Origin of the sequence: Micromonospora sp. C81, from assembly GCF_018070425.1 — a bacterium.
In the GTDB taxonomy this organism is placed as follows: Bacteria; Actinomycetota; Actinomycetes; order Mycobacteriales; family Micromonosporaceae; genus Micromonospora; species Micromonospora zamorensis.
The window spans coordinates 439,469-464,256 of record NZ_JAGPXS010000001.1 but is presented as its reverse complement, the minus strand read 5'-3'; the positions used below and the strand labels follow the sequence as shown (position 1 = coordinate 464,256).

Annotated in this window: 22 protein-coding genes; 9 read left to right on the top strand and 13 right to left on the bottom strand. The window is 70.6% G+C overall.

Features of this window, described 5'->3' with window-relative positions:
- Positions 1-244 precede the first annotated feature (244 nt).
- The 7 genes from KBX46_RS02170 to KBX46_RS02140 all read right to left on the bottom strand — a co-directional run bounded on the left by KBX46_RS02170 (position 245) and on the right by KBX46_RS02140 (position 6,798).
- Entirely contained in the window at positions 245-1,825 is a 1,581-nt protein-coding gene (locus KBX46_RS02170) for an MDR family MFS transporter (RefSeq protein ID WP_088948664.1), read from the bottom strand.
- Positions 1,826-1,898: 73 nt separating this feature from the next.
- Complete coding sequence (locus tag KBX46_RS02165) at positions 1,899-2,519, bottom strand: TetR family transcriptional regulator (protein ID WP_210790208.1); 621 nt, start codon at positions 2,517-2,519, stop codon at positions 1,899-1,901.
- 41 nt (positions 2,520-2,560) lie between these two features.
- Positions 2,561-3,421 (bottom strand): alpha/beta fold hydrolase, encoded by an 861-nt coding sequence (locus KBX46_RS02160; RefSeq protein WP_210790205.1) that lies wholly within the window; start codon positions 3,419-3,421, stop codon positions 2,561-2,563.
- Entirely contained in the window at positions 3,418-4,290 is an 873-nt protein-coding gene (locus KBX46_RS02155) for an SDR family oxidoreductase (RefSeq protein ID WP_210790202.1), read from the bottom strand. The genes KBX46_RS02160 and KBX46_RS02155 overlap by 4 nt, the downstream gene beginning before the upstream one ends.
- Complete coding sequence (locus KBX46_RS02150; protein WP_210790199.1) at positions 4,280-5,773, bottom strand: NAD(P)/FAD-dependent oxidoreductase; 1,494 nt, start codon at positions 5,771-5,773, stop codon at positions 4,280-4,282. Before KBX46_RS02150 ends, KBX46_RS02155 begins: the two co-directional genes overlap by 11 nt.
- Entirely contained in the window at positions 5,774-6,073 is a 300-nt protein-coding gene (locus KBX46_RS02145) for a DUF4873 domain-containing protein (protein WP_088948659.1), read from the bottom strand.
- Positions 6,070-6,798 carry a TetR family transcriptional regulator gene (locus KBX46_RS02140; protein WP_210790186.1) on the bottom strand — a complete coding sequence of 243 codons (729 nt, stop codon included), beginning with the start codon at positions 6,796-6,798 and terminating at the stop codon, positions 6,070-6,072. Before KBX46_RS02140 ends, KBX46_RS02145 begins: the two co-directional genes overlap by 4 nt.
- Positions 6,799-6,846: 48 nt before the next feature.
- Here KBX46_RS02140 and KBX46_RS02135 point away from each other — a divergent pair, with 48 nt between their 5' ends.
- Positions 6,847-7,737, top strand: coding sequence for a diiron oxygenase (locus KBX46_RS02135; RefSeq protein WP_210790183.1), 891 nt, complete (start codon positions 6,847-6,849; stop codon positions 7,735-7,737).
- Positions 7,738-7,774: 37 nt separating this feature from the next.
- Here KBX46_RS02135 and KBX46_RS02130 read toward each other — a convergent pair whose 3' ends face one another.
- The gene (locus tag KBX46_RS02130; protein WP_141909823.1) at positions 7,775-8,350 is read right to left on the bottom strand and encodes a winged helix-turn-helix domain-containing protein; all 576 of its coding nucleotides are present in this window, start codon (positions 8,348-8,350) and stop codon (positions 7,775-7,777) included.
- A gap of 285 nt (positions 8,351-8,635) precedes the next feature.
- Here KBX46_RS02130 and KBX46_RS02125 point away from each other — a divergent pair, with 285 nt between their 5' ends.
- Both KBX46_RS02125 and KBX46_RS02120 read left to right on the top strand, forming a co-directional pair.
- Positions 8,636-12,961, top strand: a complete 4,326-nt coding sequence (locus KBX46_RS02125; protein ID WP_247666787.1) for a S8 family serine peptidase — start codon at positions 8,636-8,638, stop codon at positions 12,959-12,961.
- Between the two features lie 148 nt (positions 12,962-13,109).
- A complete protein-coding gene (locus KBX46_RS02120) occupies positions 13,110-14,210 on the top strand; it encodes a low specificity L-threonine aldolase (protein WP_210790178.1) in 1,101 nt (366 codons plus the stop codon).
- A gap of 42 nt (positions 14,211-14,252) precedes the next feature.
- On the opposite strand, the gene KBX46_RS02115 is transcribed toward KBX46_RS02120, so the two are convergent.
- The gene (locus KBX46_RS02115) at positions 14,253-14,759 is read right to left on the bottom strand and encodes a winged helix-turn-helix domain-containing protein (protein ID WP_141909820.1); all 507 of its coding nucleotides are present in this window, start codon (positions 14,757-14,759) and stop codon (positions 14,253-14,255) included.
- Positions 14,760-15,027: 268 nt separating this feature from the next.
- On the opposite strand from KBX46_RS02115, the gene KBX46_RS02110 reads away from it, so the two are divergent.
- From KBX46_RS02110 to KBX46_RS02095, 4 genes are read left to right on the top strand one after another with little or no spacing between them, the layout of a single operon-like run.
- Complete coding sequence (locus KBX46_RS02110) at positions 15,028-16,011, top strand: phosphatase PAP2 family protein (protein ID WP_210790176.1); 984 nt, start codon at positions 15,028-15,030, stop codon at positions 16,009-16,011.
- A gap of 16 nt (positions 16,012-16,027) precedes the next feature.
- Positions 16,028-16,723, top strand: a complete 696-nt coding sequence (locus KBX46_RS02105; RefSeq protein ID WP_088948651.1) for a response regulator transcription factor — start codon at positions 16,028-16,030, stop codon at positions 16,721-16,723.
- Positions 16,720-18,180: a HAMP domain-containing sensor histidine kinase gene (locus tag KBX46_RS02100; protein ID WP_210790173.1), complete on the top strand. Its 1,461-nt coding sequence runs from the start codon at positions 16,720-16,722 to the stop codon at positions 18,178-18,180. Before KBX46_RS02105 ends, KBX46_RS02100 begins: the two co-directional genes overlap by 4 nt.
- Positions 18,177-18,680 carry a hypothetical protein gene (locus KBX46_RS02095; protein ID WP_307871353.1) on the top strand — a complete coding sequence of 168 codons (504 nt, stop codon included), beginning with the start codon at positions 18,177-18,179 and terminating at the stop codon, positions 18,678-18,680. The genes KBX46_RS02100 and KBX46_RS02095 overlap by 4 nt, the downstream gene beginning before the upstream one ends.
- 18 nt (positions 18,681-18,698) lie before the next feature.
- Here KBX46_RS02095 and KBX46_RS02090 read toward each other — a convergent pair whose 3' ends face one another.
- From KBX46_RS02090 to KBX46_RS02080, 3 genes are read right to left on the bottom strand one after another with little or no spacing between them, the layout of a single operon-like run.
- The gene (locus KBX46_RS02090; protein WP_210790170.1) at positions 18,699-19,718 is read right to left on the bottom strand and encodes a D-alanine--D-alanine ligase family protein; all 1,020 of its coding nucleotides are present in this window, start codon (positions 19,716-19,718) and stop codon (positions 18,699-18,701) included.
- Entirely contained in the window at positions 19,715-20,857 is a 1,143-nt protein-coding gene (gene alr / locus KBX46_RS02085) for an alanine racemase (RefSeq protein WP_210790168.1), read from the bottom strand. The genes KBX46_RS02090 and alr overlap by 4 nt, the downstream gene beginning before the upstream one ends.
- Positions 20,854-21,933 carry an acyltransferase gene (locus tag KBX46_RS02080; RefSeq protein ID WP_308159335.1) on the bottom strand — a complete coding sequence of 360 codons (1,080 nt, stop codon included), beginning with the start codon at positions 21,931-21,933 and terminating at the stop codon, positions 20,854-20,856. The genes alr and KBX46_RS02080 overlap by 4 nt, the downstream gene beginning before the upstream one ends.
- A 149-nt stretch (positions 21,934-22,082) precedes the next feature.
- On the opposite strand from KBX46_RS02080, the gene KBX46_RS02075 reads away from it, so the two are divergent.
- Entirely contained in the window at positions 22,083-22,955 is an 873-nt protein-coding gene (locus KBX46_RS02075; RefSeq protein WP_088948646.1) for an LLM class F420-dependent oxidoreductase, read from the top strand.
- A gap of 58 nt (positions 22,956-23,013) precedes the next feature.
- Entirely contained in the window at positions 23,014-23,898 is an 885-nt protein-coding gene (locus KBX46_RS02070) for a S41 family peptidase (RefSeq protein WP_210790165.1), read from the top strand.
- A gap of 74 nt (positions 23,899-23,972) precedes the next feature.
- On the opposite strand, the gene KBX46_RS02065 is transcribed toward KBX46_RS02070, so the two are convergent.
- Positions 23,973-24,365: a hypothetical protein gene (locus tag KBX46_RS02065; RefSeq protein WP_210790162.1), complete on the bottom strand. Its 393-nt coding sequence runs from the start codon at positions 24,363-24,365 to the stop codon at positions 23,973-23,975.
- Positions 24,366-24,788: the final 423 nt, after the last annotated feature.

Here is a 24,788-nt window from a genome sequence, read left to right as displayed (position 1 = left end):
CATCGTCCATACCTCCTGCGGCTGAGTAGGCCGCGACGTTGCCGAGCTGTCCCGACCCGGCAGTTGGCCGAGCGGCGCCGCCGCAGTGGCGGCCCGGCGCACGTCTGGCGTCAGCCGATTACCGGCTTCACCTCACGTTACGTGTCGGCTGGTTCACACCACGTCATTACCGAAAAACGCGGCGGGAGGTGGAAACAGAACGAGGGCGGGCCCACCGGCCCGCCCCCGACTGCTGTCGTACCGCTCAGTGGATCGCGGCCTTCGCGGCCGCCTCCTCCTGGACGCGTCGTTCCTCCCCGCTGAGGGTGTGCAGCGGCTTCTCCCTGATGAACAGCACGACGATCAGCGCGAGCAGCGCGAACGGCGCGCCGACCAGGAAGAGATCCGCGGTGGCGATGCCGTACACATCCTGCACGATGCGCAGCACGGGCTCGGGCAGGGTGGACAGGTCGGGCACCTCGGCGGAGCCACCGCCGGCCGTCGCCGCCGGGCCGAGCCGCTCGGCGGTCAGCGAGGCCACGCGGTTCGCCAGGACCGCGCCGAGGGCACTGACCCCGATGGCGCCGCCCATGCTGCGGAAGAACGTCAGCACGGAGGTGGTGACGCCGAGTTCGTGGGCCGGTACGTCGTTCTGTGCGGCCAGCACGAGGTTCTGCATGAGCATGCCGACGCCGACGCCCAGCACAGCCATGTAGATCGACAGCACGAGGACGCTGGTGTTGGCGTCGATGGTGCCCAGGAGCAGCATCCCGACGCTCATCACCGCGGCGCCGGCCACCAGGTATGCCTTCCACCGGCCGTACTTGGTGATGAGCTGTCCGGCGACCGTCGACGAGACGAGCAGGCCGAAGATCATCGGGAGGCTCATCAGGCCCGCGACGGTGGGCGACTTGCCCAGCGAGATCTGGAAGTACTGGGACAGGAAGACGGTGCCGCCGAACAGCGCGACACCGACCAGCACGCTGGCGATCGTGGCCAGGGAGACCGTGCGGTTGCGGAAGATGCCCAGCGGGACGATCGGCTCCTCGGCGCGAGATTCGACGAGCACGGCCAGCGCCAGCAGGACCAGACCGCCGACGACCATCAGGGCCGTCCAGCCGGAGGCCCACTCGAACTTGTTCCCGGCCAGGGACGACCAGATCAGCAGCGTGGAGACACCAGAGGTGATGAGCAGGGCGCCCAGCCAGTCGATCTTTGCCTTGCGACGGATGACCGGCAGGTGCAGGGTGCGCTGGAGCAGGGCGATGGAGATGATGCTGAACGGGACGCCGATCAGGAAGCACCACCGCCAGCCCAGCCACGACGTGTCCACGAGCAGGCCACCGATCAGCGGACCGGCGATGGTGCCCACACCGAAGACCGCGCCGAAGATGCCGGCGTAGCGGCCCAGCTCACGGGGAGGGATCATCGCCGCCATGACGATCGTGGCCAGCGCCGTCATGCCGCCGGCGCCGATGCCCTGGACGACACGGCTGAGCAGCAGCACCTCGACGTTCGGCGTGAAGCCCGCGATGAGCGAACCCACCACGAACAGGCCCAGCGAGAGTTGGATCAGCAGCTTCTTGCTGTACAGGTCGGCCATCTTGCCCCACAGCGGCACCGTCGCCGTCATGGCGAGCAGTTCGCTGGTGACGATCCAGGTGTAGACGGTCTGGCTGCCGTTCAGATCCGCGATGATCCGCGGCAGCGCGTTCGCCACCACCGTGGAGGCGAGGATGGACACGAACATGCCGACCATCAGGCCGGAAAGGGCCTGGAGAACCTCCCGACGCGACATGCGCGTGCCGACCTCGGCGGTGTCGGCGGGCGGGACGGTGGTGGTCATTGACGCTCCCTCGGCGGGTTTGTGGCGGGGTGACTGGCCCCGCAGCTGGTGCGGCGGGGCGGGCAGTGGCTTATCAGGAGGGGGACGGCGGATCCGGCAGCCCGGCGGCGATAGCGGCGAACGCCTCGTCCACGTAGTCGCGCAGGGGGCGGGTGTCGTCGCCGGCGGACCAGCGCAGCATCGCGGTGTGGAAGGCAGCACTGGTGACAGCGGTGATGAGCGGCGGGAGGCCGTGGTCGGGGCCTACGCCGAGGCGGGTGGCGATGACCGAGACCATCGCTCGCTCCGTCGCGATGTTGCCGGACACCAGCCGGGGCAGCAGCGCGGGGTTCTGGGTGATGACCGCCAGCCGCAGCCGCCACAACTCCCGGTCGGCCTGGATCGTGTCGATCGCCTCGTCGAGGGCCAGTCGGACGGCCTGCAATGTCGGCACCTGCGCAGGGGCGGCCGCCAGACGCGCCACGACCGGGTTGCCGTCGAGCGCCGGATCGTCGGTGAGTGCCTCGTCCTTGCAAGTGAAGTAGTTGAAGAAGGTCCGCGAGGACACGTCCGCGGCCTCGCTGATCTCCTCCACCGTCACGTGCTCCAGGCCGCGTTCGGCGACCAGCCGCAGCGCGGCGGCGGTCAGCGCGGCCCGCGTCTGCGCCTTCTTGCGGTCGCGACGCCCGGGCGCGGCTTGGTCGGTGTCGGTCACGCGAGCGAGATTAGGAGCGAACTTGCACAGCCTGCAAGTTTTTAGAGTGTGAAGTGATCTTCCTGACTCGCGATGCTGGTCGGAGCCGGACGGATCGGTCGCTCGGTGCGGGGCACGGCGCCGGTGGTCTCCAGGATGAGCCCGGCGACCAGGTCCGGGTCGTCGCTCATCGGGACGTGCCCGCACCTGGGCAGCGTCACCACCCGTGCCGCCGGCAGGCCCGCCCGGGCGCGCTCGGCCTGGTGGACGCCGAAGATCCGGTCGCGGTCGCCCCAGCCGATGGTCACCGGCACCGTCGGGTCGGACAGCCGAAGGCAGTCGAAGCGATAGTCGCGGGCGGCTCGGGCCACGGCGTTGAAGCCGAGCCCCCGTCGCAGGGCGAGCGCGTCACCCAGCGCGCGCTCGACGTCCAGCAGGGTCGGGCGGGCCATCAGCGGCGCGAAGCACAACGCCCGTAGGTACGCCGAGCGCAGCGCGACCCGCATGATCGGGGTGGGCAGGTACGAGTTGGCCCGCAGCATCCGGAGGATGGCCAGCGCCCGCCGGCGCTCAGCCGGGGTGAAGAAACCGGCGGGGGAGAAGGCGGTGGCCGAGGCGGCCGCCCCCGTCGCCGCAAGCTCCAGGGCGATCGCCCCACCGAGGCTGTAGCCGGCGACGTGCGGACGCTCCAGCCCCCACTCCGTCAGGACCGGCAGGACCCCGGCCACGGTTGCGGCCATGTCGGCGGGCATGCCGGTGCCCGGCACCGGAGAGTTCCCGAATCCGGGCAGGTCGAGCGCGATCACCTCGTGGTGGGCGGTGAGCCGCTCGAACACCGGCTCCCACGCCTGATGGCGGTGACCGATGCCGTGGATGAGCAGGAGGGGCTCGCCGCTGCCCGCACGTCGGAAATGAATGCTCATGACTGCCCTCCCACCGAGGTCCTGCCGAAGGAACGCCCGAGCTGGCGTACCTCGTCTTCCATCTGGCCGACCATGGTCTGGCCACCGAGGTGGGTGATCAACGAGTCCGATAGGCCGCTCAGCACCACCGGCCGCAGCGCCTGCACCATGGCGAGCGACCGTGGCACGTACACCTTGCGTTTGCGGCGCTCGATGCCGCGGAGCAGGGCCTCGACGCACTGCTCGACCGGGACGACGGTGGACAGCGGCCACGGCAACCGGCGCAGCGTGGCGCGGAAGGACGCCAGGTCGGCACGGATGTCGCGGACCAGGTCGGTGTCGATCCAGATCGGATGCGCCGTGCCGACGGTGACGCCGCGTGAGCGGGTCTCCAGGCGCAGCACGTTGGCGAACTGCTCCACACCCGCCTTGGACGCGCAGTAGGCCGCCATCCCGGGCATCGCCGTGAAAGCGGCGGCCGACGAGATGATCAAAACGTGGCCACGGGCGGCGGTGACGTGCGGCAGCGCCGCGCTGACCGTGCGGATCGCGCCGCAGAGGTTCACCTCGACGGTACGGACCAGCGCGTCGACCGGCCCCACGGCGACGGTGCCGAGGTTCGCGATGCCCGCGTTGGCCACGACAACGTCGATGCCACCAAAGCGGTCGACAGTGGACGCCACCGCCGCGTCCAACGCCGCCTGGTCGGTGACGTCACACTCGTACCAGTGCGCGTCGAGGTCGGCACCGAGCTGCTTGAGCAGCTCGCCCTCCAGACCAACGACGGCGACCTGGGCGCCCCGCGCGACCGCCTCGCGGGCCATCTGCGCCCCAATGCCGCGCGCCGCGCCGGTGATGAGCACTGTCCTGCCCGCCAGGTCATACCGCATCGGCGTGCTCCCGTTCCGCGTCGTTGGGGGTGTTCCCGGGCGTGACGACCTGGTAGTCGGCCGGTCGGAACCGGCGCAGCCGCATCCGGAAGCTGGTGGCGAAGCCCGGCCAGATGGTGGTGTTGCGGCCGGTGCTGTCGAGATACCAGCTCTGACAGCCGGTCTCCCACACGGTGCCGGTCATCTTCTGATCGACCCGCTCGGTCCAGCGTCGTTGCGCGTCACCGGTGGGCTCGATGGCCCCGATGCCCTTGGCCCGCATGTGACGCAGTGCCGCGAGCACCAGGTGCAGCTGTGCCTCAATCATCAGCACCACGGAGGTGTGACCGAGCCCGGTGTTCGGGCCGAGCAGGAAGAACAGGTTGGGGAAGCCAGCGATGGTCGTGCCCCGGTACGCGTGCATGCTGGGGGTCCACGCATCTGCCAGGCTGCGCCCACCCCGACCGTGGATGCGTCGGACGACGGGGGAGTCGGTGACGTGGAAGCCGGTGCCGAAAATGATCGTGTCCGCCGGGTGATGGACGTCGTCGTCGGTGACGAGGCCGTCCGGCACGATCCGAGCGATGCCGGCGGTGACCACGTCGACGTTCGGTCGGGTGAGCGACGGCCAGTAGTCGTTGGAGATCAGCACCCGCTTGCAGCCCATCGCGTAGCGGGGAGTGAGCTTGTCCCGCAGGTGCGGGTCGGAGACCTGACGCCGCAGCGTACGCAGGGACAGGCGCGAGGCGAGGCGGTTGACCGCCGGGTGCAGGAAGCCCAGGCCCATGCCCTCGCGTACCAGATAGAGCCCTGCCCGGGCGGCCCGTTGCGCGCCGGGCACGGTGCGGAACGCGGCCTGCTCGACACCGCTGATCCGGCGCGACAACCTCGGCATGATCCACGCAGGGGTGCGCTGGAAGAGCGTCAGCTTCTCGACCGTCGGCTGGATCTGTGGCACGAACTGGACGGCCGAGGCGCCGGTGCCGATCACCGCGACGCGCCGGCCGGCCAGGTCGTGGTCGTGCCGCCAACGGGCGGAGTGGAACACCGTGCCGGCGAACCCGTCGATCCCGGGCAGGTCTGGGATCGACGGGTCACTGAGCGGGCCGGCGGCACAGATCAGGACGCGGGCGCTGTGGTCGCCGCCGGAGGTGCGCAGCAGCCAGCGTTGGCGCTGGTCGTCCCACCTCGCCTCGTGCACCTCGTGGCGCAACCGCAACCTCGGGCGGATCCCGAAGCGGTCGACGCAGCCCCGCAGGTAGTCCCAGATCTCCGGCTGACCGGAGAACGTGTTCGACCAGCGGGGGTTGGGGGCGAAGGAGAACGAGTAGAGGTGCGACGGGACGTCGCAGGCGCAGCCCGGGTAGGTGTTGTCACGCCAGGTGCCGCCGACGTCCTCACCCCGGTCGAAGACGAGGAAGTCGGTGAAGCCGGCCCGCTGGAGGCGGATGGCGGCGCCCAGGCCACCGAAGCCGGCGCCGATGATGGCAACGTCTGTCTCCATTCACTCCTCCGTGTGCTCGGGCGCGGAAGTCGGGTCGGCCACGGGCGGCCAGGGCGGATCGCCCACGCCGGTGATTCGTACGCCGCCCCACGGGTCGACCTCGGCCAGTCGGGCGGCCCGGACGCGGTCGGCGATGCGCACCTCGACGTCGCGTCGGCCGGAGCGCAGCAGGTGGGCCACCCGTGGCTCGGGCTCGATCCGCCCACCCCAGTGGAAGCGGCCGTCGACCGGCTCCCACCGCCCGCTGAGGTGCACCCGGACCGAGGTGCCCTCGACACCCGCCGGGCCGTGGTAGCTCACGGCACGATCCGCTCGTGGGCGCGGGTGAGCTCGTGCGGCAGGTCGGCGCTGGCCCGTACCCCCTCGATGCCGCTCCACAGCAGAGCGGTCAGGTAGTCGGTGAGAGCGGCCCGGCTGATCGGCTGGCCGTGCGTGGTCCACCAGTCGCCGACCGCCTGCACGAAACCCACCAGGCCGTACGCCCACGGCTCCGCCGGGCCGGCGTCCAGGCCCAGAGCCCGCAGGCGGTCACCGATCACCCGGGCCAGCCCGGCGGCCACCTGTCGGCTGGTGCCGGCGACCACCTGGTGGATGCCGGGTTGGCCGGACTGTCGCATCAGGAACCGGTAGAGCGTGGGCTGTGACTCGATCACCCCGAGGTACGCGTCGATCGTCGCCTCGACCAGGTCACGCTCCTCGCGGACCTGCTCGATCGCCGGCGCGATGGCGTCGACCACCCGGGCCGCCACCACCTCGCTGACCGCGACCCAGAGCTGCGACTTGTCGGCGAAGTAGCGGTACAGGACCGGTTTGCTGACGCCTGCTGTGGCGGCGACCTGTTCCATGTCGACGTCCGGCCCGTGCCGCAGCAGCGCCTGCACGGCAGCCCCGACCAACTCCTGCCGCCGTTGCTCACGATGGTCTGCCCAGCGGTCCCGGCGGCCGTTGCCCTTCGCCTTCGGACCGCCGTCGGGGGGCGTGACCGGCGGGTCGGATGCATTGACATCGGTGAGCGGCGATTGCATGCTACTACTCGTAACAGTTACCGGTCGTCACGTCAATATGGAGGAGCCATGGAGGCGGCGGATACCGGGCGTGCGGCGGTCGCCGAGCGACTACTCACGTCCTCACTGCGGACCAGCTACGACCCCACAGTCGAAATCGACTGGGACGCCTCGCACACCCCCGGCGCCTACTGGCTCCCGCCGCAGCGCAGCAGCCTCTACGGCACGCCACTGTGGGAGCAGCTCAGCGAGGAGCAGCGCGTCGAGCTCACCAAGCACGAGGTGGCCAGCGCGGCCAGCGCCGGGCTGTGGTTCGAGACGATCCTCATGCAGATGCTGATCCGGGAGTACTACCGCGCCGACCCGACCAGTCGGCAGGCCCAGTACGCGTTGACCGAGGTCGCCGACGAGTGCCGGCACTCCATCATGTTTGGCCGGCTGATCGAGGCGATGGGTTGTCCGGTCTACCGCGCGAGCACCGTGGACCACCACCTCGGGCGCTTCCTCAAGGCCACCGCCAGCGGCCCCCGGATGTACGCCGCGATCCTCATCGCGGAGGAGATCCTCGACGCGTTCCAGCGCGAGATCATGGCGGACGAGTCGCTCCAGCCGCTCATCCGGATGGTCTCCCGCATCCACGTGGCCGAGGAGGCGCGACACGTCCGGTTCGCCCGTGAGGAACTGGCCGCCGCCGTCGAGGCCACCGGCCCGGCGGGCATGGCGTACGCCCGGCTGTTGGTTGGTCGCGCCGCCTACACGATCGCCAACCGCCTGGTCCATCCCGACGCGTACGCGGCGGTGGGCATCCCACCGGCGGTCGGTCGTGCCGCTGCCCGCGCCAATCCGCACTGGCGTGCCACCCTGCGCTGGTCGGCGGAGCGGGTGCACGCCAACCTGGCGGGCGTCGGCCTGGTGGCCGGGCCGGGGCGTCTGCTGTGGGCGCGGGCCGGGCTGATCTGACCCGTCGCCCGGTGGAGCGGCAGGGGCGTTCGTGCCGTCAGGCCCGTTCGACCCGCGCCTGCTGGTGGTCGGTCAGCCGGAGCCCCACCCCTCGAACGACGTCGATGGTGGCCCCGGTGCCGAGGTCGTGCAGCTTGCGGCGCAGCCGCTTCACGAGCGACTGCACGTCCGCCTTGCGTTCGCGCCCCTCGTCACCCCAGACCGACCGGTGCAACTCCGCGTAGCTCCAGACCCGGGCCGGCTCGGTGATCAGGCAGGTCAACAGGTCGTGTTCCAGGCGGGTGAGATCGATTTCGCGATCACCGCAGCGGGCGCTGGAGCGGGACGAGTCGATCACCAGGGCGGCGACCGGCGGCGGCTCGGACGCGGCGGCGGCCACCTGCTGCGGGGCGGCGATCAGCCGGCGTAGCTCGTCGAGGTCGGCCACCAGCAGCAGTGGCGCGATGCCGTCGAGGCGCTCCGCGAGCCGGATGCGCTCGGCCGGCGACGAGGTCACCGCGATCAGCAGCGGGAACGGCTCGTCGGCCGGATCACCCCTGTTCAACGTTGCCTCGTCGTCCTCGGCCACAGCACCGCCCGGGATCGATGGGCATCCCTGCCCAACTCTCGTCATGGTCCTGACAATGATTGGCAAGCGCGCCGCCAGCAGGGCAACTCTTAGCGACAAGTTGCTCACGGCAAGTTCTTGATCGTCCTTTCTTCTCGATCATAGTGTCCACTCGGGCAACCGGCGTGACCCGCGCGGTGCATGGGGGAGGTCCACCATGGCCCATTTTCACCCTGGGTCGTTCTGAGGGAGGCAGCACCGATGTTCAGACGTCCACAATGGCGGCGCGCAGCCAGATCACTGGTGAGCGCCGGGGCGGCGACGATCCTCGCCGCGACATGCTTGGCCACCATGGGCTCGGGCGCGCAGGCCGCGCCGGGCGGCGGGATGGGGGCGGGCGCCCCGACCGGCGACAAGATCCGACCGGAGCTCGCCAGGCAGCTCCAGGCCAAGAGTGAAGGGGACTTCTGGATCCGGTTCAAGGACCGGGCGGACCTCAGCAAGGCCAGCGCCATCAAGGACTGGTCGAAGCGTGGCACCGCTGTTGCGGACGCTCTGCGCAAGACCGCCGCGGCGAGCCAGGGCAAGATTCGGGCCGACCTCGACAGCTCGGGCGCGAAGTACCAGACCTTCTGGGCCACCAACGCGATCAAGGTGAGCAGCGGCTCGCTCGCGATGGCGCAGAGGTTCGCCGGCCACTCGGAGGTCGAGGGCCTCTACGCCCCGGTTGCCTACAAGGTGCCCGAGACCACCAAGGGCACCGACGAGAAGACCGTGAACGCCCTCGAGTGGGGCGTCGCCAACATCAACGCCGACGACGTCTGGTCCCAGTACGGCGTCAAGGGCGAGGGCATCACGATCGCGAGCATCGACAGCGGTGTCCAGTTCGACCACCCGGCGCTGGTGAACTCCTACCGCGGCAACAACGGCGACGGGACGTTCGACCACAACTACAACTGGTTCGACGCCGCCGGCACCTGCGCGACCGCCCCCTGCGACGACGACGGCCACGGTACGCACACGATGGGCACCATGGCCGGATCCGACGGCGCGAACCAGATCGGTGTCGCCCCCGGGGTCAGGTGGATCTCGGCGAACGGTTGCTGCCCCAGCGACGCCGCTCTGATCGAATCCGGTCAGTGGATGCTCGAACCACTGGACCTCAACGGCCAGAACGCGGACGCGAGCAAGCGACCGAACGTCATCAACAACTCCTGGGGCACCCGGGACCCGTCCAACGAGCCCTTCATGGAGGACGTGACCAACGCCTGGACCGCGTCCGGGATCTTCGGTGTCTGGTCCAACGGCAACAGCGGACCGGCATGCCAGACCAGCGGCTCGCCGGGCAGCCTCGCCAGCAACTACTCGACCGGCGCGTACGACGTCAACAACAACATCGCCGGCTTCTCCGCCCGGGGCACCGGGCAGAACGGCGAGATCAAGCCCAACATCTCGGCCCCCGGTGTGAACGTCCGGTCGAGCATTCCCGGCAACTCCTACGGCAGCATCAGCGGCACCTCGATGGCCGCGCCGCACCTCGCGGGCGCGATCGCGCTGCTGTACTCGGCGGCCCCGTCGCTCATCGGTGACGTGGACGCGACCCGCGCGCTGCTCAACGGCGCGGCCGTCGACAAGGCCGACGACCAGTGCGGTGGCACCGCGGCCGACAACAACGTCTACGGAGAGGGCCGGCTCGACGCACTCGCGTTGCTCAACGCCGCTCCGACCGGCGACATCGGCACCCTGGCCGGCACGGTCACCGACGCGGCCACCGGCGCCCCGATCGCCGGCGCGACCCTCACCCTCACCGGCCCGAGCGCCCGTGAGCTGACCACCGGAGCGGACGGCAAGTTCTCGACCCAGCTGCCCATCGGTGACTACCAGGTCGCCGTGGCGGCCTTCGGCTACGCCAGCACCACGAAGCCGGCGACGGTCACCAAGGGCGCGACCACGACGCTTACCGTCGCGTTGACGCCGGTGCCGAGTGTCAACGTCACCGGCGCGGTCACCGACGGCTCCGGCCACGGGTGGCCGTTGTACGCGAAGGTGACCGTCACGGGCGTGTCCGGCGTCTACGACTACACCACCCCGTCGAACGGCCGTTACAGCATCTCGCTGCCGGCCGGGCAGACGTACACCCTGAAGTACGAGTCGCAGTACCCGGGCTACCAGACCGTCACCAAGGAGGTCGTGGTCGGTTCCGGCAACGTCACCGCCAACGTCGCCGTGCCGGTGGACACCACCACCTGCACCACCGCCCCCGGATACACGTTCGGCTCGGACGGTGAGTACGAGACCTTCGACGGCACGACCACGCCGGCCGGCTGGACCGTCGTGGACAACGCGGGCAGCGGTCAGGTCTGGAAGTTCACCGACGACGGCGACCGGGGCAACCTGACCGGCGGCACCGGCAACTTCGCGATGATCGACAGCGACGCGTACGGCGCGGGCAGCAGCCAGGACACCTCGCTGGTCAGCCCGGTGGTCGACCTGACCGGTGTGACGGCCCCGGTCGTCCGGTTCAACCAGGACTTCAACCAGCTGGCCGACGACACCGCCGACGTCGATCTGAGCATCGACGGTGGCACCACCTGGACCAACCTGCTCCGGCAGGAGACCGACGTCCGGGGACCGAAGGTGACCGAGATCCCGATCCCGCAGGCGGCCGGCCAGGCGCAGGTGCAGGTGCGGTTCCGCTACTACGACGCCTCGTACGAGTGGTGGTGGGAGGTCGACAACGTGCTGATCGGCAGCCAGGTCACCTGCGTGCCGGTCGACGGCGGTCTGGTCGTCGGTAACGTCCGCGACAAGAACGACAACAGCTACGTCAACGGCGCTACCGTCACCAGCAAGGACCGGCCCGCCGAGAAGGCCGTCACCGTGGCGACCCCGGACGACCCGGGGCTGGCCGACGGCTTCTACTGGATCTACTCGACGGTGACCGGCACGCACCCGTTCACCGCCAGCGCCGGCAACTACGTCAGCCAGACCAAGCAGGTCGACGTCGAGGCCGACTGGGCGACCGTGGCGAACTTCCAGCTCGCGGCCGGTCGACTGTCGGTGACGCCGACGCAGTTGAGCGCGACGCTCCAGATGCCCAACGGCAAGGCCAGCAAGACGTTCACGGTGACCAACACCGGCGGCGCGCCGGTCGAGGTGAAGTTCAGCGAGCGGGACAACGGGTTCGAACTCCTCCGCGCGGACGGGTCCACTGTCACCAGGCAACAGGTGCTCGGGGCCAGTGGCGCGCCGGAGCAGCGGCTCAACGCCCCGACGTCGTTCGCCGCCAAGGCGTCCGGCAAGTTCGCCAAGGCCGCCGTCGCCGGGGTCGGCCCGAACGCGGCACCGTGGACCGACATCGCCAACTACCCGTCCGCGATCATGGACAACCGGGTGGTGCACCTGGACGGCAAGGTGTACTCGCTCGGTGGTGGCGACGGTAGCGCCTCCACCGCGAAGGCCTACGCCTACGACCCGGCCGCCCAGGCCTGGACGGCGATCGCCGACCTTCCGGGTGCCCGCAACGCCCTGACCGTGGGTGTCGCGGACGGGAAGATCATCGCTACCGGTGGCTGGGGCGACGCCGGCCCGGACTCCGCCACCTGGTCGTACGACCCGGGGGCCAACACCTGGACGGAGCTGGCCGACAACCCGGCGCCACGGGCCGCGGCCGGTCAGGCCGTCGTCGACGGCAAGCTGTACGCCGTCGGTGGCTGCACCACCGCGGAGTGCCTGCCGATGTCGAACAGCGTCGTCCGGTACGACCCGGCCGGGAACACGTGGGAGACGATGGCCAACTACCCGAAGTCGGTGGCCTTCGCCTCCTGCGGCGGGATCGACGGCATCCTCTACTGCACCGGCGGCAACGACGGTTCCGCCTCGCAGAAGTCCAGCTACGCCTTCGACCCGGGTGCCAACACCTGGACGGCGATCGCCGACGCGCCGGCCGACAACTGGGCCAGCTCGTACGCCGTCGCCAACGGCAAGCTGCTCGTCGTCGGTGGCTCGCAGGGTGGGGCCATCAGCAACGCCGGCTTCGCCTTCGACCCGGCCGCCGGCTCGTGGTCCAACCTGCCGAACGCCAACACGGCCCGCTACCGCGGTGGTGCGGCGTGCGGCTTCTACAAGATCGGCGGTTCGTCCGGCAGCTTCAACGCGGCGGCCAACAGTGAGGTGCTTCCGGGCTTCGAGGGGTGCGCCGAGTCGGCGGCCGACGTCAGCTGGATGACCATCGACAAGTCGTCGGCCACCCTCGCGCCGGGCGCGAAGGTCACTGTCACCGTCGGAATGACGGCGAACGTGGACCAGCCGGGCACCTACTCCGGCTCGGTCGGGATCTCGGAGAACACCCCGTACTCGGTGGCACCGGTCGCGGTGACCATGACCGCGAACCCCCCGAAGACCTGGGGCAAGCTCATGGGTACGGTCACCGGCACCAGCTGCCAGGGTGCGACCTCGCCGCTCACCGGCGCGGTCGTCCAGGTCGACTCGTGGGCGGCGTCGTACACCTTCGCCACCGATGCCGAGGGCAGGTACGCCTACTGGATGGACCGCCGCAACAACCCGCTCACCATGATCGTCGCCAAGGACGGCTGGAAGCCCCAGACCCGTCAGACGAAGATCGCCACCGCCGCTCCGACGGTGGAGAACTTCGCGTTGGCGCCCATCAAGTGCTGACGTCTGAGCGGTAGCGCACAACTCCGGCCCGCCTGGTCACCGACCAGGCGGGCCGGACCGCGTCCGGAGGGTCGTCGCGGGCCGACACCGCTCGCCCGCCGTCGGCAAACTGATTGGTCCTCGCGCGCTGAAGTGCGAAGATCCGCCGATGTCCCACAACACACGGCAGCGTCGGCTGGCCGCCCAGCGCGCCTGCGACCGAATCCTGTCCGGCAGCCGGCCCGCGACCATGCGTGAGCGGCTCGCCGACCTGGCCGCGGGCGGCGACCTGGATGGCCAGCCCGACTTCTACGGCGACGGCCCGGTCACCACGCTGGAGGAACGCGTGGCGGAGCTGTTGGGCACCGAGGCCGCCGTCTTCTTCCCGACCGGCACGATGGCACAGCAGGTCGCGCTGCGTTACGGCGCCGAGCACAGCGGACACCCGACGGTGGCTCTCCACCCGCTCGGCCACCTGGAGGTGCACGAACGGCATGCCTACGCCAACCTGAGCGGGCTGCGCAGCACCTGGCCGACCACCGAACCCCGAAACCCCACCGCCGCCGAGATCAGCGCGCTCGCCGACCCCGTGAGCAGCGTCGTCATCGAACTCCCGCTGCGCGACGCCGGCTTCGTCCTCCCCACCTGGGACGAACTCGCCGCCGCGTCCGCCGCCGCGCACTCCATCGGCGCCCGCCTCCACCTCGACGGCGCCCGACTGTGGGAATCCACCCCCTATCTGGCGCACACCCTCAGCGAGATCGCCGACCTCGCCGACAGCACCTACGTCTCGTTCTACAAGACGATCGGCGGTCTCAGCGGCGCGGCGCTCGCGGGCACCGAGCAGCTCGCCTCCTACGCCCGCGTCTGGCGGCACCGCTACGGCGGTCAGGTGTTCCAGCAGTGGCCGGCCGCCCTGAGCGCGCTCGCCGGTCTCGACCGGGAGTTGCCCCGCATCCCCGAGTACGTGCGACACGCACGGACCGTCGCCACGGCGCTCGCCGCCCTGCCCGGCGCGTTGGTGTACCCGGAGCCTCCGCACACCCAGAGATTCCGCCTGTTCCTGCCGCATCCGGCGCAGGCGCTCGATGACGCCGCGCTGGCGCTCGCGGAGGACGAGAAGGTGTGGTTCGCCGCCGGCTGGCAGGAGACGGACGTGCCCGGCATGGCGATGACCGAGATCACCGTCGCCGATCCCGCTCTCGACTGGACCACCGAGGACGTCACCGAGATCGGCGCACGCTTCCTCAGCCGCGTCCAGGACCGCTGATCCTCCCGCCGATGAACGAGGGGCCCGCGGGCCGCCGACGTCCTAGATCGGGGCGAGGCGGAAGCCGACCCCGCGTACCGAGTGGATCGTCGTCGCGGCGTTGAGACGCGCGAGCTTGCCGCGCACCCGGCGGACCACCGAGTGCATGTCGGAGTTACGGCCGAGGTGCCGGTTGCCCCAGACCTCGAGGTGCAGACGCTCGTAGGTCCAGATCTGCCCGGGCGCGTGCACCAGGCAGAGCAGGACGTCGTGCTCCAACCGGGTCAGGTCGATCTCCTGGTCGCGCCACCGCAGCACCCGGCGGTCGGAGTCGACGGCCAGATCCGGTGGCGGCGACTGCGGGCTGGGCGCCACCTCGGCGAGCACGGCGACGGCCTGCGGGGCCGCGACCGGAGGTGCCTCGATCACCCCGAGGAACTCTCGGGCCTGGTCGACGTTCGAGACGATCAGAAAGGCGTCACTGCCGCCGAGCAGCCGAGCCAGGTGTCGGCGTTCGGCCGGCGAGGACGCGATGCCGATGACCAGGCTGGCGACTGGAATTTCCTGCATTCCCCAACCCCTTCCGGTTCCCCAACTCACTCCGGATGGATGTCCTGCACCGTCGACCAGACATCGATCGGCGTCCTGACCCTAGTGGTGGCTGATCTCGGCTGGGTAAAACATCGTTGCATGCAGGCATGTGAATCCCGCTGCCTCGTCCGGGCCCACCCGGCCCTACCGCCGACGATCCGCTTTCCGGAAGCGCCGGGGGCGGTTGTGACAGAACCAAGACAATTCGAGTACGGCGTACGGACCTGCCGGGGCGAGCATGGTCGGCATGTCCATCGGATCGTCGTACCCCGTCGGGCGGTCGACGCCCGGTCCGCAGCCGGCGCGACCGCTGCCGCACGCCCACGCGGCGGCGCCTCTCGGTCTCCGGCTGCTCGCGGTGGCGCTGTGCTGTCTGCTCGCCCTGACCCTCACCGCCACCGTCTTCGTGCGGACGTACCCCGGTCAGTGGCTGGACGGAGTGCTCCTACCGAGGGCGGAGCGTGGCGGGGGGTACGAGCAGCAGACCGTCCTGGTGGGTCCGGCCAAGACCGTGCTGGCCACGTTCGGCAGCCCGACACTGCTCGCTGCCCTGCTCGGCGCGATGCTGCTGGTGGGTGTGCTCCGCCGCCGGCTGGTGGCGGGCATCGTCGGCGTGGGCATGGTCCTCTGCGCGGTGGTGGTGGCCGGTGCGGTGAAGTCGGCGTTGCCCCGCCCGGACCTCCAGGTCGAGAGTTCGACCACCCACAACAGCTTCCCCAGCGGCCACGTCGCGGCGGCGACGACACTGCTGCTGGCGTTCATGCTGGTCCTGCCCGGGTGGGCCCGACGCTGGCTCGTGGTGCCGGGCGCGGCAGGTGTCTCGGTGATCGCGGCGGCCACGATGATCGCGGGCTGGCACCGGTTCAGTGACGCGCTCGGCGGCTTACTGCTGGGTGTGGCGTTGTTCTGCCTGGCCGCGGCCTTGCTGGCCGGTTGGCGTGGCGACCACGACAGGGTCGGCGGGCCCGACGGTGGCGGTCTGTGGCGCAGGTTGGCCGAGGCGGCGCTCGCGCTGGTCGTGCTGGTCTGGGCACTGGTGGTCGGCGTGCCCGGCCTGGCCGCGTCGGTGCAGCGTGGGGCGCTCGTCGCCATCGTGGCGGCCGGCGCGTCCACGGTGTTCCTGGTGGGTTCGGTGGTGTTCCTGGTGCGTTCGGCCGATTTCGCGGTCCCGCTCTCCGCGCGCCGTGGCGGGCCACCGCAACCAGTGGCCGAACCCCAAAAGATCTCATGATGGGATACTTGACGACATGTCCCAGGTCCTGCTGATCGAAGACCACCAGACGGTGCGCGACGGGCTTCAGCTGGCGCTCACGCGACAGGGCCACACGGTGCACGCCGTGGGGACGGGGGAGCAGGGCCTGGAGCGGCTGCGCACCACCTCGGCCGACGTCGTCGTCCTCGATCTCATGCTGCCCGGCATGGACGGCTTCGAGGTCTGCCGCCGGATCCGGCAGCTCGGCGACCTGCCGATCATCATGCTGACCGCCCGCAACGACGACATGGACGTGGTGGCGGGCCTGGAGGCCGGCGCCGACGACTACGTGGTCAAGCCCGTGCAGGCCCGGGTGCTGGAGGCACGCATCCGCGCGGTGCTCCGGCGGACCGGTGGCGAGTCGCGGCGTGCCGGTGGCGAGCGGGCCGGCCTGGAACAGCACGGCGCGCTGACCATCGACCGGGCCGCGCTGGTGGTCAGCAAGGACGGGGCGCCGGTCAGCCTCGCCCCGACGGAGCTGCGCCTGCTCCTGGAGCTCTCACACACCCCAGGTCAGGTGCTCAGCCGCCAGCAACTGCTGGAGGCGGTGTGGGAACACGGCTATCTCGGTGACTCGCGGCTCGTGGACGCCTGCGTCCAGCGGGTACGCGCCAAGATCGAGGCTGACTCGTCGGCACCGGTCTTCATCCAGACCGTGCGCGGCTTCGGATACCGGTTCGGGCCGCTGTGACACCGTGGCGCTGGGTCGGCGCCCGAGTCTCGGGCCTGCGGGTCCGGCTGCTCCTGGCGTTCGCGTTGCTGGGCGTGACCACGACGGCGGTCGTGGCCAGCGGCAGCTACTTCCAGGCCCGGACCGTCATCCTCCAACAGGCGCAGGACGCCGCGGTGATGTCGCTGACCGACCAGATCACCAAGATCTACCCGATCGCCCAGCTTCCGCCGACCCAGGGCGATCTGGACCTGTTGGCCCAGCGTCTCTCCGACCGGGAGGGCTTCGCGGTGGTCGTCTACCGGGACATGCGGTCGCGGGGCGGCTCCGATTTCGCCGACCCGCTCACCCCCGAGCTGCGGCAGGAGGTCGGCGACGGCAGGATCGCCTGGCAACGTGTCTCGCTCGACGGGCAGCCCTGGCTGCTCATCGGCACCCAGCTGGAGCTCGACCGGCCCGACGGCACGTCCCGGGCCTCCGGGCTGGAGGTCTACTCGGTGCGCAACCTCGCGCCCGAGCAGCAGAGCATCGACCGCCTCGCCAACCGGGCGTGGATGACGGGCGGCCTGTCCCTGATCCTCGCCGTCCTGCTGGCCCTGCTGTCCGCCCGCGGCGTGCTGCGACCCGTCCGCGACCTCGGCCGGGCGGCGCGCCGCCTCGGTGAGGGCGATCTGAGCACCCGGCTGGCGGTTCGGGGAGCCGACGAGCTGGCGGACGTGGCGCGCACCTTCAACGACACCGCGGGCACGCTGGAGCGGCAGGTCGGTGAGCTGCGGCGGATGGAGTCCGACGCCCGCCGATTCGTGGCCGACGTCTCGCACGAGCTCCGTACGCCGTTGGCCGCGATGACGGCGGTCACCGACGTGCTGGACGAGGAGGCGGACCACCTGCCCGGGGACGCGGGGCGGGCCGCCCGGCTGGTCAGCCAGGAGACGCAGAACCTCACCCAGCTGGTCAACGACCTCATCGAGGTCAGCAGGTTCGACTCCGGCACCGCTCGGCTCGCCCTGGACGACGTGGACGTGGCCGCGGCGGTGACCGCGACCCTGCGGATCCGGGGCTGGCTGGACCGGGTGCGAACCGAGCTGCCACCCGGAGTGGTGGCCCGAATCGACCCCCGTCGGCTCGACGTCATCGTCGCCAACCTGGTCGGCAACGCCTTCCGGCACGGTGCCGAGCCGGTGTCCGTACGCCTGGACGCCGACCGGGACTGGATCACGATCGAGGTGACCGACGAGGGGCCGGGGCTGGACCCGGAGGTGCTGCCGCACGTCTTCGACCGCTTCTACAAGGCCGACACCGCGCGGACCCGCTCCGAGGGAAGCGGCCTCGGCCTCGCCATCTCCTGGGAGAACGCCCGCCTGCACCGCCACGGCGAGTGGCGGGGGAGCCTCGTCGCGGCCAACGGCGCCGGCGGAGGCGCGGTGTTCACGCTTCGCCTGCCCCGGGACACGGCGGACACCGGAGGTGCCCGGTGACCGGCCGGCGGACGGGCCGCGCGCTGCTCGCCGGTGGACTGCTGCTCGCGCTGCTCGCGCCTGGTTGTGGGGTACGGCCCAGCGAGGTCATCAGGGGTCGCCCGGCGGTCAGCGGCCCGGCGCAGGGCACGGGGCTCTACCTGCTCGCGCGGGGCGAACTCGTGCTCGTCCTGCGCCCGGTGAAGGTGGACTCGTCGCCCGCCGACACGCTCGCCCTGCTCGCCGCCGGTCCGGAGGAGAACGAGCGGCGCCAGGGTTTCACCAGCGACGTTCCGGCCGGGCTCGACCCGGTCACTGTGACGTCGGGGGCCGATCCGGCCGGTGGTCTCACGGTCCGCACGACCACCGCCGTGCGGACCTTGTCGGCCGACGCGGCCGACCAGATCATCTGCACTGTCGTCGACGCCGCCCAGCAGGACGGTTTCGCGGACAGCTCCGCCCCGGTCACCATCGTCGGGTCCGACGGCGCCCGACCGCCCCGGCCGTGCCCGATCAGGTGAGCGGGCACGGCCACCGCCTCAGACCAGGTTGGCCGCTCGTGGCCGGGGCAACCCACTGTGGCTGGTCCGGTCCCGGTCGACCAGCGCGCCGGAGATCAGGATGTCGATCAGGGCGGCGAACCCGATGCCGGCCTTCTGCCAGATCTGTGGGAACTGCGACGCGGCGGTGAAACCGGGGAACGTGTTGACCTCGTTCACGATGGGCTCCGACGACCCCTCGGCGGGCAGGAAGAAGTCGACCCGCAGCAGGCCGCGACAGTCGAGGGCCTGGAAGGCGCGGATCGCGCGGTCCTGGAGCACCTCGGTGGTGGCCGCGTCGAGCGGGGCGGGGATCTCGAAGACCGCCCCACCGTCGTACTTCGCGTCGTAGTCGAAGAAACCGGCACCGGTCACCCGGATCTCCAGCGGTGGGCCGGCCTGCACCCGGCCGTCCGGGTGTTGGAGGACCGCCACGTCGATCTCCCGCCCCCGGGCCCCCTGCTCGATGAGCACCTTCGGGTCGACCTGTCGGGCCAGTTCCAGAGCGGCGGGAACTCCCGCCCAGTCGTCCACCTTGACGACGCCCAGGCTGGACCCGGCGCGAGCCGGCTTGACGAAGACCGGCAGGTCCAGTCGTTGCCGGTCGTCGGGCGACAGCTCCTCGCCCGGCCGCAGTGTCACTCCCGGGCTGACCCGCAGGCCCTCCGCGGCGAGCAGCCGCTTGGTGACACCCTTGTCCATTCCGGCGGCACTGGCGAAGACACCGTTGCCGACGTACGGCACGCCGAGCCATTCCAGCAGCGACGCCACTGTGCCGTCCTCGCCGTACGGGCCGTGCAGGGCCGGGAACACCACATCCTGGGCGCGCAGGACACGCAGCGCCGCAGGCAGCGGCGTCGGGCGTCCCCCGACATGCCACCCGCCGTCGCGGTCGATGAGCACCTCGGTGACCTGGTACCGCTTCCGGTCCAGGTTGGCGAGGATGCTGGCCGCCGAGCGGCAGGACACGTCGTGCTCGCCGCTCTGCCCGCCGTACAGCACTGCCAGTCGGATCGTCATGAGGTCCGTGCCCTTCCGTGGAGGTGGTCGCGGGCCACCCGGGCCCCGATGCCGGTCAAGATCTCGTGCGGGTTGGTGCCCGCCCAGCGGGCCCACTCGACGACCGTCGGTGGGCTCTGGTCACCCTCGGCGGGACCGAACACCACGACCGGGTCGCCGATCGCCACGGGAAGGTCGCCGACGTCGACCACGCACTGGTCCATGGCGATGCGCCCGACGATCGGGCACCGCCGGCCGCCGAGCCACACCTCGGCGCGGCCTCCGGCGGCCCGGGGCAGCCCGTCGGCGTAACCGAGCGGCAGCAGCGCCAGCGTGGTCGGCGCCCCGGTCACGTGTTCCGGCCCGTAGGAGACGCCCGTGCCCGTGGGCACCCGTTTGACGTTGATCACGCTCGTGCGCAGGGTCATCGCGGCGTGCAGGCCGAACTCGCCCGGGCCGGTGGCGCCGAACGGGTCGACTCCGTACAACGCGATCCCGATCCGGCAGAGGTCGAAGCGGGTCCGGGGCGCCGACAGCGCGGCCGCCGAGTTGGCCAGGTGGACGAGATCGGGTTCGAGACCGGCCGACCGCGCGATCCGCAGGGCCTCCTCGAAGGTGGCCACCTGTCGGCTCAACTCGGGAGCGCCGGGCAGGTCCGCGTCGACGAGGTGGGACCACACGCCGCGCACCCGGATCCCGCCCTCCCGTTCGTACTTGCGGGCCCAGGCGACCAACTCGGGCCAGTCGTCCCCGGCGGCTCCGTTGCGGGACAGGCCGGTGTCCGCCTTGAGCTGCACCATCGCCGGCACGCCGAGCAGGTGGACCGCGTCGGCGACGGCGTGCAGGTGCGTCGTCGTCGACACACCGACGTCGACACCACTCTTGATCAAGGTACCGAAGTCGTCGTTCGGCCCGTGCAGCCAGCTCAACGTGGGTGCTGTCACACCCGCGTCGCGCAGGGCCAGCGCCTCGGTCACCGAGGTCACCCCAAGCCAGGTGGCGCCGGCGCGGAGCGCGGCACGGGCCACCCGCACCGCGCCGTGACCGAACCCGTCCGCCTTCACCACCGCCATCAGGCTGGTGCCGGTGACCGACGTGATGGCCCGCACGTTGCTGGCGACCGCGTCCAGGTCGACCAGCGCCTCGGCCAGGGCGCTCATCCGGCCACCTCCACCCGTCGCGGCCCGGGCAGCGCGAACAGCCACCCCGCGCGAAGCGCCAGGAGCCCGCGGTGGACGGCCAGGCTCAGGCCGATCACCAGACCGGTCAGCAGAATCGGATATCCGAGCACGAGCAGGCCCTGAGCGGACCCACCCAGGCCGGAAACCGGTACGAGCAACAGCCGGTGCAGTACGGCCAGAACCGGCATGTGGACGACGTAGATCGGCAGGGTGATGCGGCCGAGCCCAGCCAGCGGTCTGCTGATCGCCGGCCAGTGAGCCAGTCGGGCGGCGGCGGTCACACCGAAGGCGACCGCCACCACCGAGACGGCCGTCCATACGCCGAACCACTGCTGGGCGCCGGCCACCGCCATCGCGGCGAGCGCGAGGACATAGGCGCCGGAGGTCAGCGCGAGCCGACGCCGGCTGGCGGTGGCGGCCCACTGCTGGATCTGCGGCCGCAGGTACAGGCCGGCCAGGAAGAAGACCAGGTTCTGGTAGAGACCGGCGCGGTTGCCCGGGGTGTCGAGCAGGCCGGCGGCGGCGACGGCGGACAGCAGAGCGGCGGGTACGAGCACCAGCGCCCGGGGCGCCCGGCGGGTCACCTTGGCGATCGTGAAGTACACCGCCAGGGCGTACAGGTACCAGAGGTTGGACGGCGTGATGGTGAGCTGCTCCAGCAGGCCGAGGGCAGAGGTGGCGCGGTCGGTCGGCAGCTGCGGGGCAGCGGTGAGGATGGCGGTGTGGATCAGCAGCCAGACGGCGTACAGGTAGAGGAACCCGGCGATCCGGCTGCGGGCGACGACCCGCCAGGGCCGCTGGGCGGCGTTCGCCGCGAAGACGCCGGAGATGGTGAAGAACAACGGCATCCGCAGCGGCAGGAACTGCTCACCCAACGTGCCCCACAGGCCCGGCACCGGTACGCCGATGTGCCAGTCGATCTGCAGGTAGTCCTTGACGACGACGTGCCACAGGACGACGAGAATGATGCAGGCGCCCTTCGCGGCGTCGGCCCACTCCGCCCGCTGTGACAGTCCCGCGGGCCTGGGATTGGTGGGAGACAGCTGTTGGATCACCCAGCAGAAGCTGCCAGCCGGATATCCGCAGGTGATCCACGAATTGTCATGAACCGGTAATGGACGTCGCGCGGGCCGGGTCGGCGGGGTCCCCGAGCCGCATGCCGGTGACGCCGAGGAGCACTAGGCTCGTTGCGGAGGTGCCGAACATGAAGCTCGGGCTGCACTACTGGAACTACTCCACCCCGGCCGACCCGGCCGCGATCGCACCCACCCTGGCGGAGGCGGCGACCACCGCCGAGCAGGCCGGTGTCGCGTCGTTCACTGTGATGGACCACTTCTTCCAGATGGACGCGGTGTTCGCGGCCGAGGAGCCGATGCTGGAGGCGTACACCACGCTGGGCTACGTCGCGGCGAAGACGCAGCGGATGACGCTGGGTGTGCTGGTCACCGGTGTGATGTACCGCTACCCGGGGTTGCTCGCCAAGACCGTGTCGACCCTCGACGTGCTGTCCGGCGGCCGGGCCCGCCTCGGCATCGGCGCGTCCTGGTACGAGCGGGAGCAGCTCGGGCTCGGCGTGCCGGTCGTTCCGGTGGCCGAGCGGTTCGAGCGGCTGGAGGAGACGCTGCGCATCTGCCTGCAGATGTGGAGCGCCGACGACGGCCCGTTCAACGGACAGCACTACCAGCTCGCCGAGACCATCAACTCGCCGCAGCCGTTGAGCCGACCGCACCCGCCCATCATGATCGGTGGCGGGGGCGAGAAGAAGACCCTCCTGCTGGTGGCCCGGTACGCCGACGCCTGCAACCTGTTCGGTCGCGGCGGCACCGACGACGTCGCGCGCAAACTGGATGTCCTGCGCGGGCACTGTGCCACCGAGGGCCGCGACTACGACACCATCGAGAAGACGGTGGTCGCCGACCGGTCGCCACTGGACGACACCGACGGGTTCCTGGCCGAGGTGTCTGCCTACGCCGCGCTCGGGGTCACCGAGGTGCAGGTCACGCCGGATCGGCACCCGGTGGAGTTCGCCCAGCGGCTCGGCGACGAGGTGCTGCCACGGTTGGCCGACATCGGCTGATCCCCGCTGCGCGAAATTCGGTGGTCGTGGGGCTGTCCGCGGTCTAGCGTGGCCCGCCGTGCTCACCAACGAACAGATCATCGGACAGGCCCTGGATCGGATCGAGGCAGGGTACGTCTTTCCTGCGAAGGTCGTGGACATCGACGCCGCGATCCGGCGCCGTCTCGCGGCGGGCGAGTACGACGGCCTGGCCGGGCCGGCGCTCTGCGAGACGGTGACCGCTCACCTTCAAGAGGCGTGCCCGGACAAGCATCTGCGGTTGCTGTGGTCCGACCAGCCGCAGTCGCTGGATCCAGCGGACGAGGACGGAGGACGGGCCGCCTTCCTCGCGCTGCTCCGGGCGGAGAACCAGGGCATCCGCCGGGTCGAGCACCTGGACGGGAATGTCGGGCTCATCGACGTGCGGCGCATCGCGTACGCGAACGAAGGCGCCGAGGCGATCGGCGCGGCCATGCAACTGGTCGCCCTCAGCTCCGCGCTCATCCTGGACCTGCGCGCATGCGCCGGTGGAGCACCCGAGGGAGCCGCGATGTGGTGCAGCTACTTCTTCCCCGACGATCAGGTGCACCTCAACGACTTCTACGAGCGGTCCACCGGCGCCACCCGCCAGTTCTGGACGACCGCGCACCTTCCCGCGCCGCGCTACACGGACCGCCCGGTCTACGTGCTCACCAGCGCGATCACGTTCTCCGGGGGCGAGGACGTGGCGTACACGCTGCAGGCGCACGGCCGGAGCGTCGTCGTCGGTGAGACGACACGTGGCGGCGCGCATCCGACGGCCCGCCACGCGGTCACCGAACACATCCTCGTGACCGTGCCGACCGCCCGGACCGTCAACAGCGTCACCGGCACCAACTGGGAAGGCGTCGGAGTGGTCCCCGATGTGCAGGTCCCGGCGGACCAGGCACTCGACACGGCACTCACTGCCATCTCGGGCGCGTAGGCGCGGCTGCGTCCGTCACGCGGTCGGCTCACTGAGCGTTTTCAAGTCCGTACTCGGAAAGGCCCAGTGGAGGATCAGCAGGGGGTCAGCTGCCAGGTCACCTTCGTCACGTTGACCGGTATATACAGGTCGCCCCCGGTGCCGCCGGCAGGAGCGCAGTTTTTGAAGGGAATCGACGAGCCGAAAGTGAACCCGGATATTACGGCGTCGCGGCCTGTGCCGTTGTAGAAGTTGAATCCCTGGATGCTGCCGGTCCACTCGCTGTTGGTCGTCAGAGACGGCGTCTCCACGGGACCCTGCGGCGGGTGATTCCAGTTGGGCCAGATGCAGAGCATGCCCTGCGGGCAGTTCCCGGACCCCCAGCCCTGTATCGACACTCCGGGTGCTGCCGCCGAGGCGGTGGGGGCGGCGGCCAGCACGCCTGCGACGGACGCGGCCACGGCGATGGCGATGGATTTCAACAGCACGGTTCACCTGCTTTAGATAGATGCTTGTAGATGCGAATTTAAACTACCTGCGGAAAATTGACACGTCAAGCACCTGAAGCGACGTAGGCCGGCGGATCAATTGGAAGCTGGCGTCCACCTGTGTCTGATGACGATTGAGGTAGTTTCAGGATGGTATCTGTCGGATGGCACCACGGCCTGCCAGCATCCGGCCACCGCCCACGGTGGAGCCGACCGTGCTCTCGCCCGACGGCGCCACTGTGTAAACGACGGCCGACACCGTCCGGGCCGGCCAGCTCGCGGACTGCCGGGACGACCGGGCCCGCAACCAGCTCTGGACGATGAGGCCGGATGGGAGTGTGCAGCTGGGCGGGCGCTGCCTGGACGTGCTCGGAGCGTCCAGCGACGCAGCCTGAGCACGGACGAGGGCTGTCCTCCCGTACT